The sequence below is a fragment of the Paenibacillus sp. GYB003 genome (genome assembly GCF_036577625.1).
Taxonomy (GTDB): domain Bacteria; phylum Bacillota; class Bacilli; order Paenibacillales; family NBRC-103111; genus Paenibacillus_AB.
Map to the genome: position 1 here is coordinate 26,240 of NZ_JARBDC010000073.1, position 24,187 is coordinate 50,426.

At 60.9% G+C, this 24,187-nt stretch carries 19 protein-coding genes; 2 read left to right on the forward strand and 17 right to left on the reverse strand.

Translation table 11 applies throughout. From position 1 onward, the window contains the following. Positions 1–13: 13 nt before the first annotated feature. The 16 genes from PV407_RS23945 to PV407_RS24025 all read right to left on the reverse strand — a co-directional run bounded on the left by PV407_RS23945 (position 14) and on the right by PV407_RS24025 (position 18,967). Positions 14–934, reverse strand: a complete 921-nt coding sequence (locus tag PV407_RS23945; protein WP_332092533.1) for an isochorismatase family protein — start codon at positions 932–934, stop codon at positions 14–16. A gap of 53 nt (positions 935–987) precedes the next feature. Further along, positions 988–2,610: a (2,3-dihydroxybenzoyl)adenylate synthase gene (locus PV407_RS23950; RefSeq protein WP_332092534.1), complete on the reverse strand. Its 1,623-nt coding sequence runs from the start codon at positions 2,608–2,610 to the stop codon at positions 988–990. Positions 2,611–2,637: 27 nt separating this feature from the next. After that, entirely contained in the window at positions 2,638–3,864 is a 1,227-nt protein-coding gene (gene dhbC / locus PV407_RS23955; protein ID WP_332092535.1) for an isochorismate synthase DhbC, read from the reverse strand. 26 nt (positions 3,865–3,890) lie between these two features. Then, positions 3,891–4,682, reverse strand: coding sequence for a 2,3-dihydro-2,3-dihydroxybenzoate dehydrogenase (locus tag PV407_RS23960; RefSeq protein ID WP_332092536.1), 792 nt, complete (start codon positions 4,680–4,682; stop codon positions 3,891–3,893). 752 nt (positions 4,683–5,434) lie between these two features. Continuing rightward, positions 5,435–6,292 (reverse strand): alpha/beta hydrolase, encoded by an 858-nt coding sequence (locus tag PV407_RS23970; protein ID WP_442951699.1) that lies wholly within the window; start codon positions 6,290–6,292, stop codon positions 5,435–5,437. Between the two features lie 240 nt (positions 6,293–6,532). Beyond that, complete coding sequence (locus tag PV407_RS23975; protein WP_332092537.1) at positions 6,533–7,561, reverse strand: FecCD family ABC transporter permease; 1,029 nt, start codon at positions 7,559–7,561, stop codon at positions 6,533–6,535. Beyond that, positions 7,554–8,561, reverse strand: coding sequence for a FecCD family ABC transporter permease (locus PV407_RS23980; protein WP_332092538.1), 1,008 nt, complete (start codon positions 8,559–8,561; stop codon positions 7,554–7,556). The genes PV407_RS23975 and PV407_RS23980 overlap by 8 nt, the downstream gene beginning before the upstream one ends. 11 nt (positions 8,562–8,572) lie before the next feature. Next, complete coding sequence (locus tag PV407_RS23985; protein ID WP_332092539.1) at positions 8,573–9,571, reverse strand: ABC transporter substrate-binding protein; 999 nt, start codon at positions 9,569–9,571, stop codon at positions 8,573–8,575. A 25-nt stretch (positions 9,572–9,596) separates the two neighbouring features. Further along, positions 9,597–9,848: a hypothetical protein gene (locus PV407_RS23990; protein WP_332092540.1), complete on the reverse strand. Its 252-nt coding sequence runs from the start codon at positions 9,846–9,848 to the stop codon at positions 9,597–9,599. Between the two features lie 73 nt (positions 9,849–9,921). Beyond that, positions 9,922–11,595, reverse strand: a complete 1,674-nt coding sequence (locus PV407_RS23995) for an AraC family transcriptional regulator (protein WP_332092541.1) — start codon at positions 11,593–11,595, stop codon at positions 9,922–9,924. Positions 11,596–11,979: 384 nt separating this feature from the next. After that, positions 11,980–12,795, reverse strand: coding sequence for an aminoglycoside adenylyltransferase domain-containing protein (locus tag PV407_RS24000; protein ID WP_332092542.1), 816 nt, complete (start codon positions 12,793–12,795; stop codon positions 11,980–11,982). A 111-nt stretch (positions 12,796–12,906) separates the two neighbouring features. Beyond that, the gene (locus PV407_RS24005; RefSeq protein WP_332092543.1) at positions 12,907–14,337 is read right to left on the reverse strand and encodes an ABC transporter substrate-binding protein; all 1,431 of its coding nucleotides are present in this window, start codon (positions 14,335–14,337) and stop codon (positions 12,907–12,909) included. A 5-nt stretch (positions 14,338–14,342) separates the two neighbouring features. After that, positions 14,343–15,734: an ABC transporter permease gene (locus tag PV407_RS24010; protein ID WP_332092544.1), complete on the reverse strand. Its 1,392-nt coding sequence runs from the start codon at positions 15,732–15,734 to the stop codon at positions 14,343–14,345. 11 nt (positions 15,735–15,745) lie between these two features. Continuing rightward, complete coding sequence (locus tag PV407_RS24015; protein ID WP_332092545.1) at positions 15,746–16,921, reverse strand: efflux RND transporter periplasmic adaptor subunit; 1,176 nt, start codon at positions 16,919–16,921, stop codon at positions 15,746–15,748. A 69-nt stretch (positions 16,922–16,990) separates the two neighbouring features. Further along, on the reverse strand, positions 16,991–17,965 hold the full coding sequence (locus PV407_RS24020) for a carbohydrate ABC transporter permease (RefSeq protein WP_332092546.1): 975 nt from the start codon (positions 17,963–17,965) through the stop codon (positions 16,991–16,993). Positions 17,966–17,989: 24 nt separating this feature from the next. Next, complete coding sequence (locus tag PV407_RS24025) at positions 17,990–18,967, reverse strand: carbohydrate ABC transporter permease (RefSeq protein WP_332092547.1); 978 nt, start codon at positions 18,965–18,967, stop codon at positions 17,990–17,992. A gap of 122 nt (positions 18,968–19,089) precedes the next feature. Between PV407_RS24025 and PV407_RS24030 the strand changes: the two genes are divergently transcribed. Then, entirely contained in the window at positions 19,090–19,770 is a 681-nt protein-coding gene (locus PV407_RS24030; protein WP_332092548.1) for a response regulator transcription factor, read from the forward strand. Further along, positions 19,767–21,374 carry a sensor histidine kinase gene (locus PV407_RS24035; RefSeq protein WP_332092549.1) on the forward strand — a complete coding sequence of 536 codons (1,608 nt, stop codon included), beginning with the start codon at positions 19,767–19,769 and terminating at the stop codon, positions 21,372–21,374. Before PV407_RS24030 ends, PV407_RS24035 begins: the two co-directional genes overlap by 4 nt. A 398-nt stretch (positions 21,375–21,772) precedes the next feature. Here PV407_RS24035 and tnpC read toward each other — a convergent pair whose 3' ends face one another. After that, on the reverse strand, positions 21,773–23,197 hold the full coding sequence (gene tnpC, locus PV407_RS24040; protein ID WP_332092550.1) for an IS66 family transposase: 1,425 nt from the start codon (positions 23,195–23,197) through the stop codon (positions 21,773–21,775). Positions 23,198–24,187: the final 990 nt, after the last annotated feature.

Consider the following 24,187-nt stretch of genomic DNA (forward strand, 5'->3'; position numbering starts at 1 on the left):
CCGTTTGCCTCCTTTAGGTGGCGCATTCGTTCGTCTCCCCGGCCATCCGCGAAGACAGCAGCTTCGACCATTCCCCGAGCGTCGGCCGTTCGGCCAGCTCCGCGAACGTAATGTCGGCCCCGCGCCGTCGCCAGCTTTCGGCCAGGCTCATTATCCGCACGGAATCGAGTCCCCGGTCGACGAGATCGTCGTCGTCCCCTATTTCGGACGGCGTTTCATAAAGCAGGCCGGCGACCTGCTCGCGCAAGGCGCGGAGCGAAATCGAGCCGTCCCTCCGATGCCGCGCAGCGTTCGGGGACCGTTTCAACGCGTCGGCCGTTTCCTCGGCGGTCAGGACGACGGCGCATCGTTCCGCGGCGTATGTCAAGGCCATCTCGTGATAATCGCGGGAAAAATCGGCCACCGCATCGCCGACGAAAAACGGCTGCACGTCCTGCATGAAGGCGTCGCAAGCGGTCATGAGGCAGCCGATGTGCGCGTAAATGCCGCAAACGATCAGCTGATCCCGCCCCAGCTCGCGCAGCGTGTCGAGCAGATCCGTTTTGCGGAACGCACTGTACCGCCATTTCGTAATGACGATGTCCGATTCGTCCGGCGCGAGCGGCTCCACGATCCGTTTCCGCCCGGGACCGTCGTCGAGGCCGGGCCCCCAAAAATCGAGCAGCAGCGCGCGCTGCTCGGGCGTTTGTCCGCCCGGTTGGGCCGTGTATATGACCGGAACGCCCAGCTCTACGCAGTTCGTTTTCAGCCGGCGTATGTTCGCCGTCAGCTCGGTCAAAGGCGATTCGCCGGCGACGAAGGCGTCCGCAAAATATTGCTGCATGTCGTGAATCAGCAGGGCGGCACGCCCGGGGTCCGGGCTCCACGAAACGCGGTTGTCCGGCATGGCGGAGCGGCCCGGCATCGGATATGGTTGTATGGCGGGCAGAGCCATCGGTTTCCCTCTTTTCTATTATGAAAATGGATGAAAGCTAAACGGTTTGCGCTTCAAAGCGGGGTTTTCCCGTGGGCGGCCTGCCCCGCGGCCGTTTCGCGCAGCGCTTTTTTGCTCACCTTCCCGACCGCCGTTTGCGGAAACGAATCGACAAACTCGAACCGGTCGGGAATTTTATAGGCCGCGAGCCCCCGCTCCCGCAAAAACGACTTGAGCTCCGACGCCGACGGAGCCAGTGCGCGGGGGATGACGAATGCGCAGCTTTTTTCGCCCAAAAACTCGTCGGGCATCGAAACGACCGCCGTATCGCGCACGCCGGAATGGGCGAGCAAATGGTTTTCGATTTCCTCGGCGGCTATTTTGTCCCCGCCGCGGTTGATCTGGTCTTTGACGCGGCCTTCCACGACCAGATGTCCGGTGCTCAGCACTTTGACCAAATCGCCGGTCCGGTAAAAGCCGTCGGGGGTAAACGCTTTGGCGTTATGCGCATCGGCCTTGTAATAACCGCGAATCGTATACGGTCCCCGCGTCAAAAGCTCGCCGGTTTGTCCCGGCCCGACGTCTTGATCCGCCTCGTCGACGACGCGGATTTCGTCGTACGGCGACATCGGCCGACCCTGGGTGCCCATGACAAGCTCTTCCGGATCGTCCAGCCGGGTATAATTCACGAGCCCTTCCGCCATCCCGTACACTTGCTGCAGCCGGCAGCCGAGCGCACTCCGTACCCGGGCGGCCGCCTCGCTGCCGAATTTGGCGCCTCCGACCTGGAGCACGCGCAGGCTGGACAGGTCGCGATCGCGGCGCGACGCCGCTTCGATCCATTGGACGGCGAGCGGCGGAACGAGCGCCGTCATCGTGACGCCTTCCCGCTCGATCAGCGGAAACGCCGCGTCGGGGCTCGGATTCGGCGCGAGAACGACCCGTCCGCCGGCGTACAGCGTGCCGAGCGTGCCCGGCGAACTGAGCGGGAAATTATGGGCGACCGGAAGGGCGGCCATATAGACGCTGCTTTCGTCAAGCCGGCAAATATCGGCGCTGACCCGCAAGCTGTACATATAATCGTCGTGCGTGCGGGGAATCAGCTTCGGCAAACCGGTGCTTCCCCCCGACAGCTGCAGAAACGCGACGTCGGACGCATTCGGCCCCGGCAGATCGGCCGCATTGCCGGTCAGCTCCCCGAGCGGCATAAACCGTCCCGGCTCTCCAGCGACGAGGATGTGCCGCAGGACGGGCGCTTTGCTCCGGACATGCTCGGCCAAGCTCCGGAAGTCGAAGCCGAATCGATCGTCGGGTATGACGTAGGCGACCGCTTCGGCGAATTCGCACAAGTAAACGATTTCGCTTGCGCGGTGCGAAGGCAGCGCGAACACGGGCAGCGCCCCGATTCGGAACAAAGCGAAGCATACCTCGAAAAATTCCGCGACGTTCGGCAGCTGGACGACGACGCGATCGTCCTTCTTAATGCCCAGCGCGAGCAGTCCGCCGGCCAGCTTGTCGGCCCGGGCGTCCAATTCGCCATACGTCCATCGCGTCTGTCCGCTTACGACGGCGATGCGTTCGCCGTACGCCGCGGCCCGTTCTTTCAGCATGTCCCCGAACGTTTGGCCCAACCAGCAGCCCGTCTCCCGATAACGGTCGGCGAAAGGCTTCGGCCACTCGGTGCATCCAGGCAGCATAAACAATCCCTCCTTTTCGCATGTCGGTTAGCTCCATACGTCGTCGTCGTCGAGCCCCATCGCCCGAAGCATCGTGCGGAACTTGGCCGACGTCTCCGCCAGTTCCGCTTCCGCGTCCGACCCGGCTACGATCCCGGCTCCCGCGAACAGGCGCAGCCGGCGGTCCCGCACTTCCGCGCAGCGGATCGCGACCGCCCATTCGCCGTCGCCGGCCGCATCGCACCAGCCGACCGCCCCGGCGTAGAAGCCTCTGTCGAACGGCTCGATGTCCCGGATCGCGTCGCGCGCCGGTTCGGTCGGGGAGCCGCATACGGCCGGGGTCGGGTGCAGGGCTGCGGCCAGCTCCAGCGACGAAATCGACGGATCGGCGAGCTCGCCCCGAACGACCGTCGATAGATGCCACATGGTGGCGGTATGGACGAGCGACGGTTCGGTCGGAACGTCCAAGCGGACGCAAAACGGTTTTAGCGCCGCCGCGACCGCCTCGACGACGAGCGCGTGCTCGCGCCGGTCTTTGGCGGATGCCAGAAGCGCCGCCGCGCGCCGAGCATCTTCCGACGGATCGCCCCCGCGCGGAAGCGAACCGGCTAACGGATTCGACACCGCCCGCATCCCCGATCGGGAGACGAGCAGCTCGGGGCTGGCGCCTACCAGCGTCGGTACGGCGGACGAAAGCCCGTCGTTTGCCGTACCCCGCAGCGGCAGATCGACGGCGAACGTATAGCCGTGCGCATTGCGGCGGACGAGATTGCGCAGCAGCGCGCGAATATCGACGGCCGACTCCGCAAGCAGCTGCAGTGTCCGGGCCAGCACGATTTTCGACGATCGGCCCGAACGTATGCGGTCGAGTGCCCGCTCGACGCCGCGCCTATACTCCGCCGGTCCGGGAATCGGCTCCACATTGGCAACGGACGACGTCGTCCGCTCCGCGGGGGCGTCCGGGTCGGCCGGAAGCGGGCCCGCCTGCCGGACCGTCTCCGGCACGATCAGCCGAGCCGGCGATTCGCGGTCGAACGGCACCTCTCCGACAGCCAGCGGATTGTCCGTCTCGGACGCTTTCGATCGCTGCAGCGTCGCGGCGACTTCCCCGGGCAGCCGCCGCAGTCCGTCCGGCCCGCCCGGGCACGGCACCTCCGCCCGTATCCCTTGCGCCAGCATCGTTCGTTTCGCCGATGCCATGAAGAAGGACGAGCCGGGCCGATAGTCGTCGAGCAGCCGGCTTGCCGGCGATTCGGGAGTAACCGTTTGTTTCATCGTTCCATCCCTCCTGACGTATCGAATTAATTGCCCAATGTGGCGCCGCCGTCGACGCGCAGGTCTTGCATCGTAATATGCCGGGCCCGGTCGGATACGAGAAACAGCACCGCATCGGCGATGTCCGACGGCGCGGCCAGCCTTTGCAGCGGAATGCCGAGCCGGTACGCCTCCGGCGAGCCGGCGATGACCGCACGGGCTCCGTCCCCGCCCAGCCATAACGCCCGCTGCATCGGGGTGTCCGTCGAGCCGGGAGATACGACGTTGCAGCGGATGCCGAATTCGGCCAACTCCAGCCCGAGACATTTCGTAAACGCCGCGACCGCCGCCTTGGAAGCCGCATAGGCGGCCATATGCATTCTAGGCGTCGACGCGGCGTTCGATCCGACCGTCACGATCGAGCCCGACCGGCGCGGCGCCATATGCCGGACGACGGCGCGGCATATATGAAACACGCCGGTCGCATTGACGGCGAACGCCGCCGCCCAATCGCCGTCGGCGATTTCGGCGATCGGGCCGGTGCGCAATACGCCCGCCACGTTGACGACGATTTCGATCGGCCCGACGAAGCGCTCGATGCGCGCGACGGTCTCGTCGACGGACGCCGCGTCGTCCACATGCGCGGGGAACGCGCAAGCCCGGCCGCCGCCCGCGCGAATGTCGGCCGCGACGGCTTCCAGTCCGGCGGCGTTGCGGTCCAGCGCGGCTACGATAGCGCCACAGCCGGCAAGCGCCCGGGCGACCGCTTCGCCGATCCCTTGCGCCGCGCCCGTCACCAACGCGACTTTTCCGCGAATTCCCGTTTCCGTTTCAGCCATCTCCTCATTTCCTTTCCTGGCGTGCTTGGTTCGGTTCGGCTTCGGTTTGAACCGGTTGACACGGTTGGACCAGTTGGTCCGGTTGGTCCGGTTGGTCCGGTTGCTCCGGTTGGCTCGGTTGGTCCGGATTGGCCTGGTTGGCCTGGTTGGCCTGGTCGGCCCGGTTGCTTCGGTTGCTCCGAACTGGTCGGGGTCCGTCCGTTTCGTTTCGAAAACCGGCAAAGCTTTCAGTCGATTGTCAGCATCACCCCCTTTCAACATTCGTTTTTGATAATGATAATCATTATCAATAAATGGTCGGGCTCCGCCAACTACAAATCTATAGGACGGTTGTTAAAGCAATATTCCATGTGGCTAACCACCGTCATGTAACGGCGAACACCGCACGCCGGAGCTTCGCGCGGTGCGAAAAGGCACCGAAATCGTGCTTGCTGCAAGTTAGAAGTCTTTCCCGCCCTTTATTTGTCCGGAATCCGCCTTTCAGCAAAAATAGAAGATGTTCGGGACTCCTATTTCCGGCGAAATCGGACGAGTTCGCCTTTTGGACCGATTCCGGCGCCATCTAAGAGTCTCGAAAAGCTTCTATACCGGTTTCCTTTGCCGAACCGGTCAAAATAACGCGCTTCGGAGACTCTTATTTGGGCGAGTTGGAGGCGCACAGCGGTTTGTTGGCCAACGTACCGCCCGCACCTTCCGATACCATGACAGCGTGTCGGCTCGCTTCCACCCGCGCCTTGCCTGCCCTTGCTCCGTTAACCTCCGCCTTCCGAGGCAAAACGCAAAGCCCGGCTTACCAGCGCCGGCAGCACCGAAGCGTGCCCTTCGCCTTCGAACTCGTGGAACCGCGTATGCAAGCCGAGGCCGGACAAAGCGGCAAGCCGATCGGAAAGCGCCTTCGCATTGTCGTACATTCCGCTCTTGTGCCCCCGTTCCAGCTCGCCGACCCCGATCAGCAATCGGGCATCCGCCGCCCGACAGGCAAGCCGGGAAACGAATGCGCGCTCCTCCTCTTCCAGCAGCCGCTTGTTCCAGTGGATCGACGGACTGCCTGCGACGTACGTCCGAAACGATCCCGGCATCGCAAAGAGCGCGTGGAGCGTGAATAGACCGCCGAGCGAATGGCCGAAAAGCGTTTGGCGCGACGTATCGATCGGCATCGCGCTTTCGACGGCCGGCTTCAGCTCCTCCGTCAAAAACCGCAAAAACGCGTCGGCGCCGCCCTGCTCGGGCCACACCCCCCCGTCCGGCTTTGCCGGCAGCTCCGAGGCGTGCGCGGGCAGCGTATAATCGTAATAGCGCGCCGAATCGAACGGCGCTTCCGTCCGGTAGCCGATGCCGACGATGACCGCCGGAACGACTCCGGTTCTTTCCGGCCGGCGGCCTTGCACGCGCATCGCTTCCGTCAGCGTACCGAAAACGGCGTTCGCGTCCAACGCGTAAACGACCGGATACCCTGCGGGCGGAGGCGCGGCGGCCGGCTTCGCCACAAAAATGCGGTACTCGCGACCGTCGGCCCGGGAGCCGATGTCGTACTGGACGGCATGCGGAATCGTCGCCGCACGGCCGTTCGTCTCGCCGGCCCAAAGCCCGTTTTCCCCGATCGTCGGAATAGTCACCTTCAACCACGCCCCCTGTCTTTCGTTGATAATGATTCTCACCAATAATTATAAAAGCTGCTCCCCAAACCGACCATGGACGATTTCCGGAAATGCATATTCACTTTATCCGGGTCGGTAAAGCCGGAAATTCATCGAGGCGGACTCGAATCCTACAAGCGCGAATGCGCAGGAACGGGAGGCGCCCCGAAACCGACGCCGCAGCCGCAGCGCATAGATCGCGGTCCGCCCTCGTCACCCTTTTCTTTTTTGCCGATACAGCAAGTAAACGAAGTACGGGACCCCGATGATGGCGACGACGATGCCGACGGGCACTTCGGACGGCGCCAGCGCCACCCGGCCGATCCAATCGGACGCCATGACGAGCAGCGCGCCCGCGATTCCGCATACCGGAACCATTCTTGCGTGCGTCAGGCCGACCAGCCGTCTCGCGATATGCGGAGCCATGAGGCCGATAAAGCCGACCCCGCCCGAGACGGCCACGCAGGCGCCGACGATGCCGATGCCGCTCAGCAGCAGCGCCGCCTTTTCTTTCTCGGTATCGACGCCAACGCTCCGGGCGCTGCTTTCGTCCAGCTGCAGCAAATCGAGCACGTAGCTTTTCCGGACGATGACGGGAATGAGAGCCGCCAGCCAAGGCAGCATCGTGACGACGTACTTCCAGTTGGCGTTATATATGCTGCCCGCCGTCCAAACGGCCGCCATTTCGAAATCTTTCGCATTCATTTTCAGCGTCAAGTAAAGCGAAACCGCTCCGAGCCCCGAGCCGACGGCGATGCCGGTAAGCAGCAGCCGCTGCGGCTCCAGCCTCCCGTTCGTTCGGGCGAAACCGTAGATGAGCAGCGCCGCGATCACTCCGCCCGCCAGCCCGAACATCGGCATGGCGAGAACCGGCACCCACCCCGTGCTTGTGGAATGCCCTTGGAAAAAAAACAAAAACACGACCATCGCCGCGCCCGCCCCCGCGTTGATGCCGAGAATGCCCGGATCGGCGAGTCCGTTTCGCGTGACGCCCTGCACGGCGGCTCCGGCTATGCCCAAGCCGGCTCCGACGAGCGCGGCGATGACGATGCGGGGCAGCCGGAACTCGAGAATGACGAGGTCCAGGTCGGGCTGCGGATCGATGCGAAGCAGCGTCCCGAACACGTCCTTCACCGACATGTCGAACGCGCCGTTCGACAAGCTGACGTACATCGTTACGAGCAGGAGCCCGGTGCCGGCCGCCAGCAACGCGGCGTATCGCCGTTTCGAACCGTCATGCATGCTTTCCGCCCCCTCTCGTCCGGATCAAATAAAGGAAGAAAGGGACGCCGAACATCGCCGTCACGACGCCGATCGGCATTTCGTACGGCGCGTTCAGAAACCGCGCGAGCACGTCGCACAACGCCAAAAACAGTCCGCCGAGCACGCCCGCGCACGGGATGATCCGCCTGTAGTCGACGCCGGTCATAAAGCGGGCGATATGCGGAACGATGAGTCCGACGAAGCCGATTTTGCCCGCCAGCGCGACGGCGATGCCGGTCAAGACGACGACGCAGGCCGTCGCCGCCAGCTTGACGGCCGCCGTTCGCTGCCCGAGGCCCGCGGCCGCGTCGTCTCCGAGCGCAAGCACCGTGACCGGCTTGGCCAGCCGGTAGGCGAAGGCGATGCCGACGACCGCGAACGGGATCGCCAGCTTCATCAGCTGCGGATCCATTTGATGCAGCCGGGCGTTGTACCAGAAGCTGATATTTTGCGAGATTTGAAAATAGATCGAAATCGCCGCGGACACGCTGCTCAAAAACGTGCCGACGATCGTCCCCAAAATCGCCAGCCGAACGGGAGAAAGCCCGCCGGGCAGCAGCGAAGCCATCCCGAACACGAGCACGATGCTGAACGCCGAGCCCGCGAACGAGTACAAAATCATCTCCATGGACGACGAATTCGGCAAAAGCGCCATGCAAAGCGTAATCGCGAAGGCGGAGCCGTCGGTCACGCCCATAATCGAAGGGGAGGCGAGAACGTTTCTCGTCATCCCCTGCATGAGCGCCCCCGATATGGCCAAAAACGCTCCGATCAGCAAGGCGCCGACGACGCGCGGCAGCCTGGAATGCATAATGATTTGATGATTCACGTCGCCCGGATCGAATCGAAGCAGCGCCTCGCGGATCGTGACGGCGTCGATGTGCTTGGCCCCGTAGCAAATCGATACGAGCATCGTCAGCGCGATCAGGAGCGGCGCGCTCCACATGAAAAGGGCGAAGGCGGGAATCCGGTTCCGCATGCCGCTCCGGCTCATTTCGTCGGAACGATGCCGCTCGTTTTGACCGCCTCGAGGAAGCGGATTTTGCTGTAAGCGGTGCCTCCTTGGGCGAGCGGATCGACGACGTTCACGTAGACGCGGCCGTTTTTGACGGCATTGATGCTTTTCCAGATCGGATTGTTTTGCAAATCGTCGAGCGCCTTCGGCGTATCTTTATTTTCGTCCTCCGCGAACTGTACGAACAAATAGTCCGGATTCATCTCCGAAAACTTTTCCAGCGAAACGATCTGCTGCGCCTTCGCCTGCTTGATTTCCTCGGGAACGGCCGCGCCCAAGTCCTCGTAGAGCGACGGGTTGAAAAAGACGTCCGCCGGGTACAGATTGATGCTTCCGGTGCGGATGCGGACGGCGAGAACCTTCTTGTCCTTGAACACGGGCGCGATTTGTTCCCGCATCGTTTTGACGTCGTTTTTGTACGTTTGCAGCACCTGCTTCGCCCGCTCCTGCTTGCCGGTCAGCTCCGCGAGCAAATTCAGGTTCGCCTCCCAATCGGTCGAAATGTGCGACACCGGTATCGTCGTGCCGACCTTGCCCAGCTTTTCGGCCGTTTCCGCGGGAAATTTCGTGCTGCTCAGGATGACGTCGGGCTTCAGCTTCAAAATCGTCTCGATATTCGGCTGCGTCTTCTCCCCGATTCCTTGCGTCCCGTCGGTGATGCTCGCGAAAAGCGAATGGAATTTGCCGCCGACGGTAATGGCGCCGACCGGCTTGACGCCGAGGACGAGGGCGTCCTCCATCGCTTCCAGCGCGCCGGTAATGACCAGTTTGTCCGTTTTGGCCGGAACCGTGTATGCTTTGCCCAAATATGAAATCGTGCGCGGCGAAGCCGCAGCCGTCGCATTGGCCGCGCCGGCGGCCGAAGCGTCTCCCGCGGAGCCGCCCGCAGGCTGGACCTCCTCTTTGGCGCCGCATGCCGTTAGGCCCAGCAGCAAAACGGACGCCAAGCCGATCAATTTCCATTTCCGCATCATGTTGCTCGTTCCCCTCTCCGTCTCGTTATCGCTTGTTCGGAAACATCCACAGCAGCGCTTCCGGAAACCGTTTCGCGAATTGCGGCCATTCGGGAACCTCCCCCGGTCCGACCTCGAAACGCACCGTTTCCCGGCCGAAGCCGCGCTCCAGCAGCCGGTACAGCTCTCCGTTCCGCACCGCCGCATGCTTCTGGATCGTCGTCTTACCCGCGCCCTCCTCGCTCCCCGCGTACAAATAAATGCGGCAGTCCGTTTCGGGCAGCGGCGCTTGATGCATTTTGCGATCGTTTCGATCGCCGCGTGCAGCGTTTTTTGTTTGAAAATGATTATCATTTGATTGATAACCATTCTCAATGACGATTATAATCGACGTCCGCAGCCGCGAACATGGACGATTTCCGGAATCCGTTTGGACGATTTCCGTATACGAGCCGGTTCAGCGCGTCGTCGACCATCCGCTCGCACGCATATGCGGAATATTCCCGCCACGGGTCGGAGGGAATCGGACAGACGGCGTTGCCGCGAACCGCACGCAAGCCGAGCCACGCCGCGGATTGCCGCAGCCGTTCCCAATGGGCGAGCGTTTCGGGCTCCTGGCATATGTTGAGCATAATCCGGTCCGCGTCGAGCTCGGCCAGCCCGTCCACCGTCACCGCCACATGGATTCGGTCCGCGGCGGATTCCGGCGCGGCGTTCAGCTTCAAGTCGCGGTACAGCATATCGCGAATCCCCCGCGTCGGGCTTATATAAAAAGTTTGCTTGAACAGGCTGACCGCGGCGACCCGCTCGCCGCCCAGCTCGCGTCTCAGCAGCTCCCGCGCCGCCGCGACCTTTCGCTCGTAGCTTTGCAGCCGTTTCTCCGCCTCCTGCGTCGCCTCGAGCGCCTCCGCGATCAACAGCAGCTGCTCCCGCCACCCGTTCTCCCGGTACGGCACGGCGAGGACGGGCGCGATGCGCTCGAGCCGCGCTTTTTCGCCGGGCGGCAGCTCGTCGCAGCATACGATCGTATCCGGCCCGGCCGCGGCGAGCGCCTTCCTGTTCGATTCCATATCCCGGTTGTACCGGTAGGCGCTGAGGTGAACGGGAATGTCGTCCCGATACGTTTTATAGTAATAAGCGGTCCATTTCGGGTGGAGCGGCGCCGCGTAAGGCACGATGTTCAGCGCCAGCAGCTGGCCGAGCGCGGAAGACGTGTACGCGGCGATTTTGCGGCGGCGGCTTTTGATGTAAACGGTAGGCGAAACGCCGACTTCCTTTTTGAATTTGCGGCTGAAATAAAATTCGTCGTTGTAGCCGACTTGCTGGGCGATGTCGCGCAGCCGCGCGCCGGAGGCGACCATCAGCTTTTTCGCCCGGGCGACGCGCACTTCCGTCAAATAGTCGATTGCGCTTTTGCCGTACGTTTTTTTGAACAGGTCCACGTAATATTTCGGGCTAATATCGGCCATGCGGGCCAGCTGCTCGATCGTTATGCTTTCGTTGTAATGGTCGTCCATGTACGCTTTCGTCCGTTCGAGCGCCGTTCGCGAATCCGCCTGCGAGTCCGGCCGGACGCTGCGCATCAGCCAGTACAGCAGCTCGAGAAACGCGGATTGGGCGCGAAGCCGCTCCAAGCCGTCCTCACTGCGGAACGAGGCGAATGCCAGCTCCCCGAGCATGCCGATCCGCTTCTCCGGGTAAAAAGGCGCCTCACCCCGCGGCGGAAACGGCTCGCTCCTTTCCCCGCAGCGCAGCAGCTCGAATTTGAACGCGAACAAAGCCGGAACGTCGGCCTCCTCCGCGAGCAACCCGACCGTTTGGCCGGGGCGGGCGAAAAAGGCCGTATCCGGCTTCACCGTATATTCGTGCAGATCGAGCGTCAGCCGTCCGCCGCCGGTTTTCGGCAGCAGCAGCACATGCGTATCGACCAGCCGCTGCTCCATTCCGCCGCCGCCCAGCAAGTCGGCCCCCCTAAGCCGCGGCCACATTTCGTCCAGCGATCCGTATCGCTGCGGACGTTCCCGATCGTCTTCGTTGCGATGCATGACGTACGCGCACCTCCATTTTGACAATGATAATCATTATCAATATGAACGGTAGCATAACGCTCCGGCTCGGTCAAGCGGGCATTGCGCTCGGCGGCGCTCGGCGGCGCTCGGCGGCGATCGCGCCGTTTGCGCGCTTTCGAGCCTTATTTCGCCGGGCGGGCACCGCGCCGGGGCGACATAATGCTCTTTCGCGCACTACAGCCGCTTCGCTCGCATCCGCCGGCCGGGCGATCGCGCCGTTTGTGCGCTTTCGAACCTTATTTCGCCGGGCGGGCACCGCACCGGGTCGATATAAGGCTCTTTCGCGTACTACAGCCGCTTCGCTCGCCTGCACAAAAAACCCGCCTCCGAAGAGGCGGGCTTCCGAGCATAATCGGCTCGTCATGCTTTCCGGTTGCATTCCGCGTGAATAAACCGCAGCAGCTCGACAAGCTCGTTCAGCCGCTGCGATTGCGACGCGTACAGTCGCTCCGGCTTCCTGCGCCGGATCGCTAGCGCTTCCCGCACCAGGGCGTGGAAGCGGACCGGGAGCAGCAGCAGGCCGTACTCGCCGGCCCCCTGCTTGCTCGTCACATCCCGCTCCCGGATCGTGTACAGCTGCCGCAGCATGCCGAGCGTGCACCATTCGACCGCGTAATCGACCGTTTCCGCGGCGACGTCCCGTTCCGATCCGCGAAGCTGCTCCGCCAAACCGGCAAGCTTGGTCACCCAACCGGCCCAATAGCCGTTCATATTGCCGACGACGTATTCGACGAGCGGCTCGACCGGCGTCTCGAAATCGAACGGGACGCTTTCTCCGTGAACGCGCATGCCGTATTTTTTCAATATCCACCAGGTAACCGGATTCAAGTCGGCGCCGCTCCCGTCCGCATGCAAGGCTCCGTTAAAATAACACGGAACGGGACCGATCCCGGAGGCTTCCTTGCCGAGCTGCTCGCGGAGCACATACGCGCCCATCACATCGGCGCCGGGAAGCGCCTTCTCCAGCTCCGCGTGCGCCGCCGCCATGTTCCGAAGCTCCCCGGCCCCAGGCGGATGCCGCACGATGGCGATAAAGTCGATATCGCTGGCTCCTTCGACGTACGCGCCGAGCGCCGTCGAACCGTATACGTAAACGGAACCGATCAGTCCGGGACAGTTGGCATCGAGCGCGGCGCAAAGCCGGTTCATTGTCTTGCTTACGACAGCGGGCATCATGCGCATTCCCCCACGGTTTGATGACGAACGGTTCCATTGTAAACCGTTCCCGCGACGCGGGAAAATGGGCGGTGCCTGATAATTCGGTCATGGGCCCCCGATAAACCGGCTTTATTCCTGCAAATACGTGCTCACTTTGTTTTGCACCGTTTTGACCACTTCGTCGACCGATTTTTGACCGGCGAAAAACGGCGCCGCCTCCTGTTCGATGATCGCTTTCACTTTCGGATCGGTTTCGGCGTAAACGCGAACGCCGTTCAGCGCCTGCTCGATGGCGTCGATATCTTTTTGCTCCGGCGGCTGGGGCTTGAATTCTTTGCCGTCCTTCGACATCATTCGAATCTGGTTTTTCCCGTCGCTAGACCCGATCTCCTTCATCTTCGCCTGGTGCTCCAGGCTCGCCTTCCGATTGACGGCGAAGCCGAACAGCTCGCGCGTTTTTTGCATCTCTTCGGACAAGAGGAACTTGACGAACTCCCACGCTTCCTTCTTATGGCCCGACTTGGCGTTGATCGACAGCAGCATGTCGGACGTAAAGGAAAGTCCGCGATTGTCGTTGTAGGACGGAACGTTGTACAGCGTCCCTTTGCCGTCGAACTGCATTTGCTTGAACAAAGCGACCTCGTCGTAGAAGCGCGGGGTGAAACTTTCGAACAGGACGTTCATCCGATCGGGCCTTTCTTTCGTGATGAGCTTGCCGTCCTCCAACGCCTTGCTCATCTTCAGCATATCGGCGAACATCGCGGCGTCGAACTTTTTATTTCCGTAATCGACGAGCTTGCCGAAGCTCGAATCGACGATCGTGGACAGCAGCCCCGCCCCGTCCGTATTGACCATCGCGAAGCTGTCCGGATTGCCGTCCTTGTCCGCGTCTTTGGCCTGCGCCTCGACGAGCGTCTTGAAATCGTTCCAGGTCCATTTCGCGTCGTCGATTTTGGCGCCGCCGAGCGCCGGGGTGTTGCCGAACATCCAGTTGAGCGACAGCTTGGCCGGCAAAGCGTATATTCCGTTTTTATACAGCATGGCGTCGAAAACATTCGCATAATAATCGTCGCGCTTGAACGAAGCGTCGTTTTTCATCAAGTCGTTCAAGTTTTCCAGCAGCTTTTTGTCCGCGTATTTTTTGTAAGGGAAGCTGCCGTCGGTCAAAATGATGTCCGACGCTTTGCCGCTCATCAGCTCCGTATTGAGCGTGCTGACGAACTTCTCCGAGTCTTTCGGATCGGGCTTTCCCGGCGTCCGGATCATCATTTTGCCGTCCGACTTCGGGGCCGCGACGCTCTCTTTGATTTCGATTTTGACGTTCGGATGGCTCTCCTCGAACTTTTGCTTCGCCAATTCGAGGAACCGGTCCGACGTTTTGACCGACAGCGTAAGCGTCACCGGTCCGGTCGCGGCGGAACCGTCGCCGTTTCCGCCGGTCGACGTTCCGGCTCCGGCGTCGGCGCCGGCCGGTTTTTCGTTTCCTCCGCAAGCCGTCAACGCCGCCATTGCCAGCAGCGTTCCCCCCGCCAGCAAAACACGCAAAGATTTGTACCGCATGATCTTCATCCTTTCTTTCTTATAAAGGTTGTTTGCGGGGACGGCGCCGATAGCGCCGCCAACCCTAACAAGCTCGCGACAACGAACAGCTCCCGCGGCCGAATCGCGTATTCCGCACCGGTCAGCGCGGCGATCGCCGCGGTCAGGACGACCGCGCCGCATGCGTAGACGGCCAAGCGAACGATGCGCCGGTCCGGCGCGAGTCCGACCATCGCCCATTCGCGAACGCCGATCCAGACGAGCGGCAGGCCGACCAGAAAGCCGACGAGCGTAAGCCGGTCGACGAGCAGGCCGACCTTCGCGTACAAAAGCTCGGAAGTCGATGCCACATAGCCCATCGCCGCGACTTCGCTCCGCCACCATTCCAGCAGCTTGTCGCGGTAAAACGACCCGTCGATCCACTCTTCCGGCACGAGCTCGGCCGGAATATAGAAGCGGTACCGGATCGACAGCCACAACAAAACCGCGCAGGCGGACAAGGCGAGCAGGGCGGCCGCGTCAACCGAAAGCTCGCGGCGGTACCGCTTGACGACGTCCGGCCAATCTTCGACGGACAGCCCGCGCCGTATCAAGCGGACCGCCCGGCCGATCCGCAAAGCCGCAAGCCGCGCGCACAAAACGAGCCCCGCCGCGCCCGCCGCCGCCAGCAGCAGCGTCGGCTTTTGGCCGACCCAGCTTCGTTCCGCCGCCAAATTGACGATACGGTACCGGGAAGGCGGCTTCCCGATCGCGGACAGCGCCGACCGGACGTCCGTCTCGCCGGAAATCGCGGCGTTCGGCCCCGCCTCCAGCTCGATCGTGGCGACTTTGACGGACGCATTCAAATCGATGAGCGTCGTGATCGGCAGAAGCAAATCCGGCTTGCCGTTATCCGTCATCCGATGCAGCAGCGATTCCGCCTGCTCGTATACGCCGATGACGGTGAACGTCGCCCCCATCAGCTGCAGCTTCATTCCGACGACGTCGCGGGTGCGGAACAACTGTTCCGCCAAGCCCGAGCTCACCATGACGACTCTGGAATGCTCTTCGATCGACTTTTCCGTTATCATGCCGCCCCGATACAGCCATACGTTCGCAAAACGGTCGTAGCTGCCGCCGACGCCGATCGCGTCCGCCTCCGTTTCCGTGTCCCCCGCCGTCGCAACGGCCGGGGCGCGAGCGGAGTAGTGGACGGGGCGCCCCCATTTTTCGGCGAGCTTCTCCGCTTCCCGGATCGTCAGTCCCGCGGAGCCGGTCGGATCGGCGGCCAAATCGACATTGACGGTCAGCTTCCCCTGCGCGTTCGGACCGCCGAGCTGCCGCCACTGCGCCAGAAACGACTCGGACAGTCCGATGCCGGCGACGAGCAGCAGCACGCCCGCGAACAGGAGCCACGATGTCAGACGCGTTCGTTTCATGCCGCTCCCTCCTAATTCGCCATCATGACGCGGTCCCCGTCGCCGACCGATTTGCTGCTCGACACGATAATTTGATCGATCGGCGTAATTCCGCTTTCGATCGACGTTTTTCCGTCGTCGCTGTCGGCGATCGTCACGTTGGCCCGCTGTGCGTAAAATTCGTTGCCGAGCGGCCCTTTCTTCTCCTTGAGCACGAGCACGTATTTGCCGCTGTCGTCTTCCCGGACCGCGGCGTTCGAGACGAGCTGTCTCGATTGCGGCATTTTTTTCGAAACGAACAGCTCGCCCGCTTCGCCGCCCTTCAACCGGTTGTCCGCCAAATCGACGACAAGCTCCTTGCGCGAGTCGGTCGCGCTTGCCGCGCCCGAGCCGGACGTTTGTCCGGACGTTCCGGATAGCGGATCGTTTACGGCGTTCAGCTTTCCTTTCAGCCGGGCGTTGTTAAGAGACGGCACGACGATGTCCACCTCGTCGCCCGGAGCGACGTATTTCGCCTTCGACGTATCGACCGTCGTTTTGAACTGGAACCCTTTCGACTCGTCCGTTACCCGGGCGATCGCGCGGCTGCCCGACGGTGCGAGTCCCGTCGTGGCGTTCAGCTCGACGACCGTTCCGGTAACGGTCGAAACGAGCGCCGCGCCGTGCGCCAGCTGCTCGCGCAGCTGATTCAGCTTGCGCTCCTGAATTTGCAGGTCCAGCCCGGCGCTGTCGAGATCCCGCCCGAGCGAGCGCTCCTGCGCCGAGTTGCCCGCCTTCATCGCTTCGATCAGATTGTCCTGCAGCTTTTGGACGGACAGCTTCTTCTGCTCGTAGCGGGCTTCCTCGTCGAGCAGCGTCGCGCGTGCGTCGTCCGTCTTGAACGTGACGAGCGTCTGGCCGGCCGTCACTTTATCGCCGACCTTGACGAGCACCCGGTCGACCGTCCAGCGGGTGTCGACGTTCAAATCGGCGATTTCCGCCGCTTCGATCGTCCCCGTGCCGGACACGTCGTGCGACAAAAAGCCGGGCGCCGGCTTCTCGACGGTCACCTGCGGCAGCGAGTATGTAAGCAGCGTGTTCGAAAACAGCGTGAGCGTAATCATGAGCAGCGCAAATGCGACAATGACGCTGCGGACCGTACGTTTGCGCACGGATGCGGCGAGCGGCTGCGGCTGCCCTGTCTGATCGGTCAAATTCACCGTCTCCATGGCGGTTCGTTCTCCTCCGTTTCCTAGTCGTGGCGCCCGCGCTAGCCGGCGGACGAATGCCGGCCGCCTTCAGCCTTTGATGCCCGAAAGCTGGATGCCTTCGATCAAATACTGCTCGGCATACAGCATCATGAGCAGCATCGGGGCCATGTAGATGGCGCAGGCGGCGAAAGCGATCCCCCGCTCCCCTTCGCCGACGACGGACAAGTATACCGACAGCGGCTGCTTGATCGCATCGTGCAAAAAAATGAGCGGCTGCTCGACCATGTTCCAGTTGTCGACGAACGCCAATATGGCGAGCGCCGCCAAGCCCGGCTTGCACATCGGCAGGACGACGCGGGCGAAAATGCGCAGATGGCCGGCCCCGTCCGCGCGCGCCGCTTCGATATAGCTGTAAGGGACGACGAGCATGAACTGCCGCATCAGGAAGACGCCGAACGCCCCGAATATGCCCGGGAGTACGATCGCGAGATACGAGTTCAGCAAGCCGAGCTTGTCGGCGACGATGAAGTTCGGCACGAGCGTCACCTGAAACGGCATCAGCATCGTGACGATGTATACGAAAAAGAGCGGCTCCCGCAGCCGGAACCGGAGCTGGGAAAACGCGTAGCCCGCGAGCGAGGCGATGACGAGCTGGCCGGCGATGATCGGAACGACCATTCGGACCGAATTCCAGAACATCAGCAAAAACTGCTGCTTTTTAACGAGCACGTCGTAATATTGGCCGATCGTCACCCGGTCGGGAATCCATTTCAGATTCACGTACGATCCGGATATTCGGGGGTCCGACGCGTCGGGCTTGTCTTTCGATATCGCCGCAAAATTGACCGAAATTTCGCTTTCGGTCATGAGCGAGTTCGTGAACGTCAGGACGATCGGAAAAACGAACGCCGCGACGAGTCCGAGCAGCACGGCCGTAAGCAGCGCTTTCCGCGCCTTTTCGCCGAGCTTGACGGCCGTTCGCAGCTTTCGCCTCCACGGCGTCCCGGCGGCCGGATTGTCCTGACGGGCCGGCATGGCCGGCGCTTGCGCTTCCGGTTGCAATCTCTCACCCCCTTCCGCCGCGCGTCACCCAAGCGATTTGGCCATCCGCCGCTCGACCGCGAACAGGACGAGAACGAGCGCAACGACGACGGCCGCCATCAAAAACGCGGCGCTGGTCAGCTTCTGGTAATCGAGCGATTTGAACATGTTGTTCATATAGTGCTGCAGCATGTAAATGCGCTCCTGCGGATATTCGCCGGCGATCATGTACGTTTCGCGGAACACCTTGAACGAATTGATGACCGACATGATGAAGACGAAAAAGGCGGTCGGCGTCAAATAGACAAGCGTAATCGTCCGCCACTGGCGAAACTTGCCGGCTCCGTCGATCGAGGCGGCTTCGTAATAGTCGGCCGGGATGTTTTGCAGGCCCGCCAAAAACAGCACCATGTTGTAGCCGACGTTTTTCCACAAGTAGACGATCACGACGACCCAGAACGCCGCGCCGCTCTCCATCCAATCTTTCGGCGCACGGCCAAGCGCGACGAGCCAGCCGTTCAGGCTGCCGTTCAAGTCGAACAGCACCTGCCAGACGAGCACGACGGAGGCGACCGGGATGACGAGCGGCGCCAAAAATCCGATGCGCAGCCAGTTGCGGGCGTACACGCTGCGGTTCAGCAGCATCGCAAGCAGCAGCGACAGCAGCATGTTCAGCGGCACGCTGACCGCGGTGAACGCGAACGTGTTGACCGCCGCCCGGCGAAACACTTCGTTTCCGAGCAGCTCGGCATAGTTGCGCAAGCCGACGAAGACGCCGTCGATCGGCGTGTCGACGAGCGAGTAGTAGAAGCCGACCCCGAACGGGATGAAGAAAAAGACGGCGAAGCCGGCCAGGCTCGGAGCGAGGAACGCGATCGCGGCGCGGCCGTCGTGAAAGCGGAATCGTCCCCGCCTCCGCGCGGCCGGTGCCCCTCCGCCCGGATCGCCCCGTTTGCGGGACCGGCCGAAACGGAAGCGAGCGAATCGGGCCGGCGGCCCGAGCCGTTTCCAGTGCAGTTTCATCAGTGCGATGGGCACCGCCTTTCGTCCGAATTCGCGCACGGAAGTGCGCAAATGTATCGTAACCGGTCAATGTGACAACGGTGTGAACTGGTGCTACAATGGGTGCGGGAGCGTGGTTGACGATGGGCAAAACGATACTGATCGTCGAGGACGAGCGCAAAATGCGCAATCTGCTCGTCGATTATTTGCGTCACGAAGGCTACGGGACGATCGAAGCGGCGAACGGCACCGAAGCGATGGAACGGTTTGATCCGGCCCGGATCGATCTGGTCATTCTCGACATCATGATGCCGTTTATGGACGGGTTCGCCGTCTGCAAGGCCATTCGCGAAAAGTCCGACGTGCTGATCGTGCTGTTGACCGCCAAGTCGGAGGAATACGACAAGCTGCAGGGCTACGGACTCGGCGCCGACGACTACGTGACGAAGCCGTTCAGCCCCAAAGTGCTGATCGCCAAAATCAAAGCGCTGTTCAAGCGTCAGGACGGCGATTACGGAGAAAGCAAAGCCGCGGCCCTCGTTCCGGGGCTCGAGCTCGATCCGGACGCCCACGAAATCCGGATCGACGGCCGTCCGGTTTTTTTCACGCGCAAAGAATACGAGCTATTGACGTACTTGTACCGGAATCCGAACATGACGCTGTCCCGCGAGCAAATATTGGATCAGGTGTGGGGCTACGATTACGACGGGGACATCCGCACCGTCGATACGCACATCAAACGGCTGAGGCAAAAGCTGGAGCATAAAGCGGACCTGATCGCCACGGTCAAAGGGTTCGGCTACAAATTCGGGGTGAAGCGATGATCCGGCGATTCCGCAAAATATCGACAAAGCTCTTCGTGCTCGTGTCGCTGTTTCTCATCTCGTTTTTGACGCTGCTGATGATCGTCCAGTCGGGCTTTTTCGAATCGTATTACGAGCGCAAAAAAACGAACGAGCTGAAAAAGGGGCTCGAAGCGTTCAAAACCGAATATTATACCCCGACCGGCAACGTCGACCGGCTGCCGGAGCATTTTTCCGAATTCGAGAAGCGCCACGCGGCTTCGATCGCGATCGGCCAAGTGCGGGAAGGGTTTCTCGTCCTGGCGCCGCAGCCGAGGATGCTGTTCCTTCAAAAGCTGGACAAAGACGGCAATGCCGTCGAGCAGCTGCAGCAGCAAATCCGCATCCCGAATCCGTCGAACAATCTCACGACCTACATGCTGACCGCGATGCGATATTGGCAGGAGCAGCCGGGGCTCGTCCGCCGGGTGCTGGAGCTCGGCGACACGGTCACGTTCGCGAATCCGTACAGCGGCTCCTCCAGCACGATCGCGGCCGTCGCTCCGCTGCCCGGCGGCACGTCGACGGACTATGTTCTGCTCGCGATCACCTCGCTTCAGCCCGTCGGCGAGGCGGCCGGCATCGTGCGGGACTTTTACGTTTATTTTTTGCTGCTGGCGATCGCGCTTATTTTGCTGCTGACGTATGTGTTTTCGCGGATGATTTCCCAGCCGCTCGTCAAGCTGAACGAGGCGGCGGGACGGATGGCGAAGCTCGATTTTACCGCCCGCTGCGACGCCGATTCGCGCGACGAAATCGGCAGCCTCGGCAACACCCTCAACTTTTTGTCGCAAAATTTGAACGACACGCTCGGCAAGCTGCATTCGGCGAACGAGCAGCTGAAGGCGGACATCGAAAACGAGAAGCGGCTCGAACGGCTGCGGCGGGAATTCGTCGCCAGCGTCTCGCACGAGCTGAAGACGCCGATCAGCTTGATCGGCGGGTACGCGGAAGGACTGAAGGACGGCATCGTGGACGGAGAACGGCGCGACGAATATTTGAACGTCATCGTCGAGGAGACGGAACGGATGGCCAACATCGTCGGCGATATGCTCGACTTGTCGCAGCTCGAATCGGGCAAATTCAATCTGCGCCGGGAGCCGTTCCGCATCGGCGCGCTGGCCGAGTCGCTGACGGATAAAATGTTCGTGGAGCTGAACAAGAAGCGGATCCGCTGCGGGGTCGATTTGGAGGATGCGGACGCCGTCGTCATCGGCGACGAATTCCGCATCGGGCAGGTGCTGACGAATTTGCTCGCCAACGCGATCAAGCATACGCCGGAAAACGGCAGCATCCGCATCGTCACGTCGGAAGGGCCGGGCGTCGGCGTCCCCGGCAAAGCCGGCACGGTGCGGGTCGAGGTGTTCAACGTCGGCGAGCCGATCCCGGAGGCGGATTTGCCGCACATTTGGGACACGTTTTACACGGTCGACAAATCGGGCAACCGCGAGCTGGGCGGCTCCGGCATCGGGCTGGCCATCGTCAAAAACATTTTGACGCTGCACGGGAGCGACTTCGGCGTTCGCAACGAAGACGGCGGCGTACTGTTTTATTTCACGCTGCCGCTTCAGGACGCGCAGCCATGACCGGGTGCGGCTGGCGGGGCGGGATCGTGCTCGAAAGAGCACTATTCCCGCTTGTGCGCTACCGCAGGCGGGCGGGAACGGCCGGGTAGTGTTCGAAAGAACACGATCCCCCGCCTTCGCCGGCGCTTTCGCGCATATAGTGCTCGAAAGAGCACTATTCCCGCTTCTGTGCTACCGCAGGCGGGCGGGAACGGCCGGGTAGTGTTCAAAAGAACACGATCCCCCACCTTCGCCAGGCGTTTTCGCGCATATAGTGCTCGAAAGAGCACTATTCCCGCTTCTGCGCAACCGCAGGCGGGCGGGAACGGCCGGGTAGTGTTCAAAAGAACACGATCCCCCGCCTTCGCCCGGCGTTTTCGCGCATATAGTGCTCGAAAGAGTTACTACTTAGGTCAGGTTTAGCGAAAACAAAATTCACCACGAAGAACAGCAGTCAGGGAGGTGAGGACGGGGAGATTTTGCTTGCGAAGAGTGGAAATAAAACCGCGGGCACGTGCAAACTGTTCCGCTCCTTCCCACGTACGGAATGTACCGGAAATCTTTTGTTTCACTTTTGCCATGCGAATGTCGCGTTCGGCTTGGTTGTTGTCAAACGGCACACGGGCATCTTGAAGAAACCGAAGGATCGCCTCCTTGTGTAGCCGGAAGCGTTCGCCCAGATTCGCCGCCTTGCTCTTGCTTTTTCGGCCTCGGGGGCCCGTCTTTTCGCGTATCCGGCCGCTCCCCCATTCCGACTCGCCTTGCCGGATTATTTGATCGTAGAGCTGTTTAATGCGCTGCACCTGATCCGGCGGCAAGGCCCGCTTGGCTTGTCGGACTGCCCGAACGAGCCGCCAACTCACTTGCAGTAATCGTTTCATTCGGATCGCCCAGCGATGGTGATCATATTGTGCGATTCCTTGGCATTCCCGGATCAAATGGGCGCTGCACAAGGCATGGCTGTAGGCATACTTGTCTTTAAAATACGGCATGTTGCAGTCGTGCATGAGAATACCGGTGTAGTTCGGCAAGATCCCGATGTCGTCAAAAGCTTGACTGCCGCGGGTGTCATGAACCGCTTGGTAGGTCCAATGGGAAGTCGACACATTGTGGAGCCACTGCTTTTTGCCTTCGATCCGGATGCTAGTCTCATCGGCATGTGCAACTGGGGAAGCAAGCAGTTGCTTCCGGATCGTTTGCACGTGGGGCGCCAGATCCTGATGCACCGTTTTCAGATGGGAGAGCAGGGTGGCTTCGCTGGGGCGATGCCCGGTCAGATCGGCAAAAAATTGCCCGATCCTCTCGAGAGGCAACATATGATACATGTTCAAATAGACCGTCCAGGCGGCAAAGCCCGGTCCAAACTGAACCGGTGCTCGGACCTCGGCGGGGAAGCTGGCTTGCTGAAGGGTCGAGCAGTGCGGACAGCGCCGTTTCTCCGCACGATGCTCCGCTACCAGAAGACGGGGTTCGGGCAGGTCGAATATCTGGCGTCTTTCGTAGCCTTCACAAGGGATTCCCGCAAGAGAGGCGGAACATTGCGAACACGTCGTGATCGTATGCGTGATCAGCGTATCCGGATTCTCGACCATCTTCAGCGTGTGTCCTTTATGTCCCAAAGGCGCCCCTTTTTTACCGCCAGGCTTTCGAAGATTGGTCGGTTTCCGAAAACCGTCACTGGACGGAGGTTTGCTGCTGTTCTGACTGTTTTGACCCAGTTGGCGTTCGAGCTCCTTGACGCGATTCTCGAGGAAATCGATCCGATTCAACAGTTGCGTAATAAATTCGGCGATTTCAAGATCGCCTTTGCTGATTTGTAATACTTGCTCCTGTGTGAATTTCAATGAGGAGTGCCCCTTTCCCGCCTAGACTTGGCTACTTCCTTATTAACCAAGTTTCCAGAATTTGAAAAGGGGTACCTAAGTAGTAACTCGAAAGAGCACTATTCCCGCTTGTGCGCTATCCGCTCCAGCCCTGCCCGAAAAAATTAATATAACCATCGCCGCAAGCGATGGTATTTGTTCATTTTATCAACTATCGCCTGACGGCCATAGTTTTTTTGCGCTTTGGCGGAGGCAGATCCGACAGTGGAGCGACCCGGATAGACGGCTTACGAACCCAGAAATCGTTACCAGAGCCGAATGAGACGATTTGAATTTGTAACGAACTCCCATATCGTTATTCCCGGCAAATTGGTTCGTTTTCTTCCCCTTTTGGCTCAATAACGCTGCCAGGATTCGTTAGCCAGGAAAAACGATCAAATTCCCGCCAATAAGCATGATACGATTCGTTAGCTCCCATTTCCCCGGGTCCGCCCCAATGCTAAGGAGCGCCCCGAGCTCCATGGAAGCAAGGCATTATTTTCTGCAAAAAAATGGTTTTCTACATCGATGTATAAAGCTCGCTTAGGAGGCACCCTGATTCGAACAATGGGTCCATGATCATGGTTACGATTACCGGTCCGATCACCGAAAAGAAGTTCGTAGAACCTCGGAGGAGGGAGATTCGGGCGGAACGAGTACGGGCCGCCTTTGATGTCGGGTTGTTCCCCAAAAATCGGATCAAGACAGAGACTTCACCTGCGGCCGGACCTAATCCCCATTCCCTCGGTACGCTAAGAAAAGCTTCTATCGAACCTTTTCGATGGTGTACATCCGTTCTTTAGCGGCAGCTTGTTCTTGGTTAAGAATGTCGCACTTCACTTTAATGCTTTGGCGAGATTCAACCTTCTTTATCGATAAAAAAGACCGTTGGAGCGCCTTTCTCCAGCGGTCTTTCTTCATATGCCGATTCGATGCGCATAGCTATTTTTTTAACCAGACTCCATTCAACAT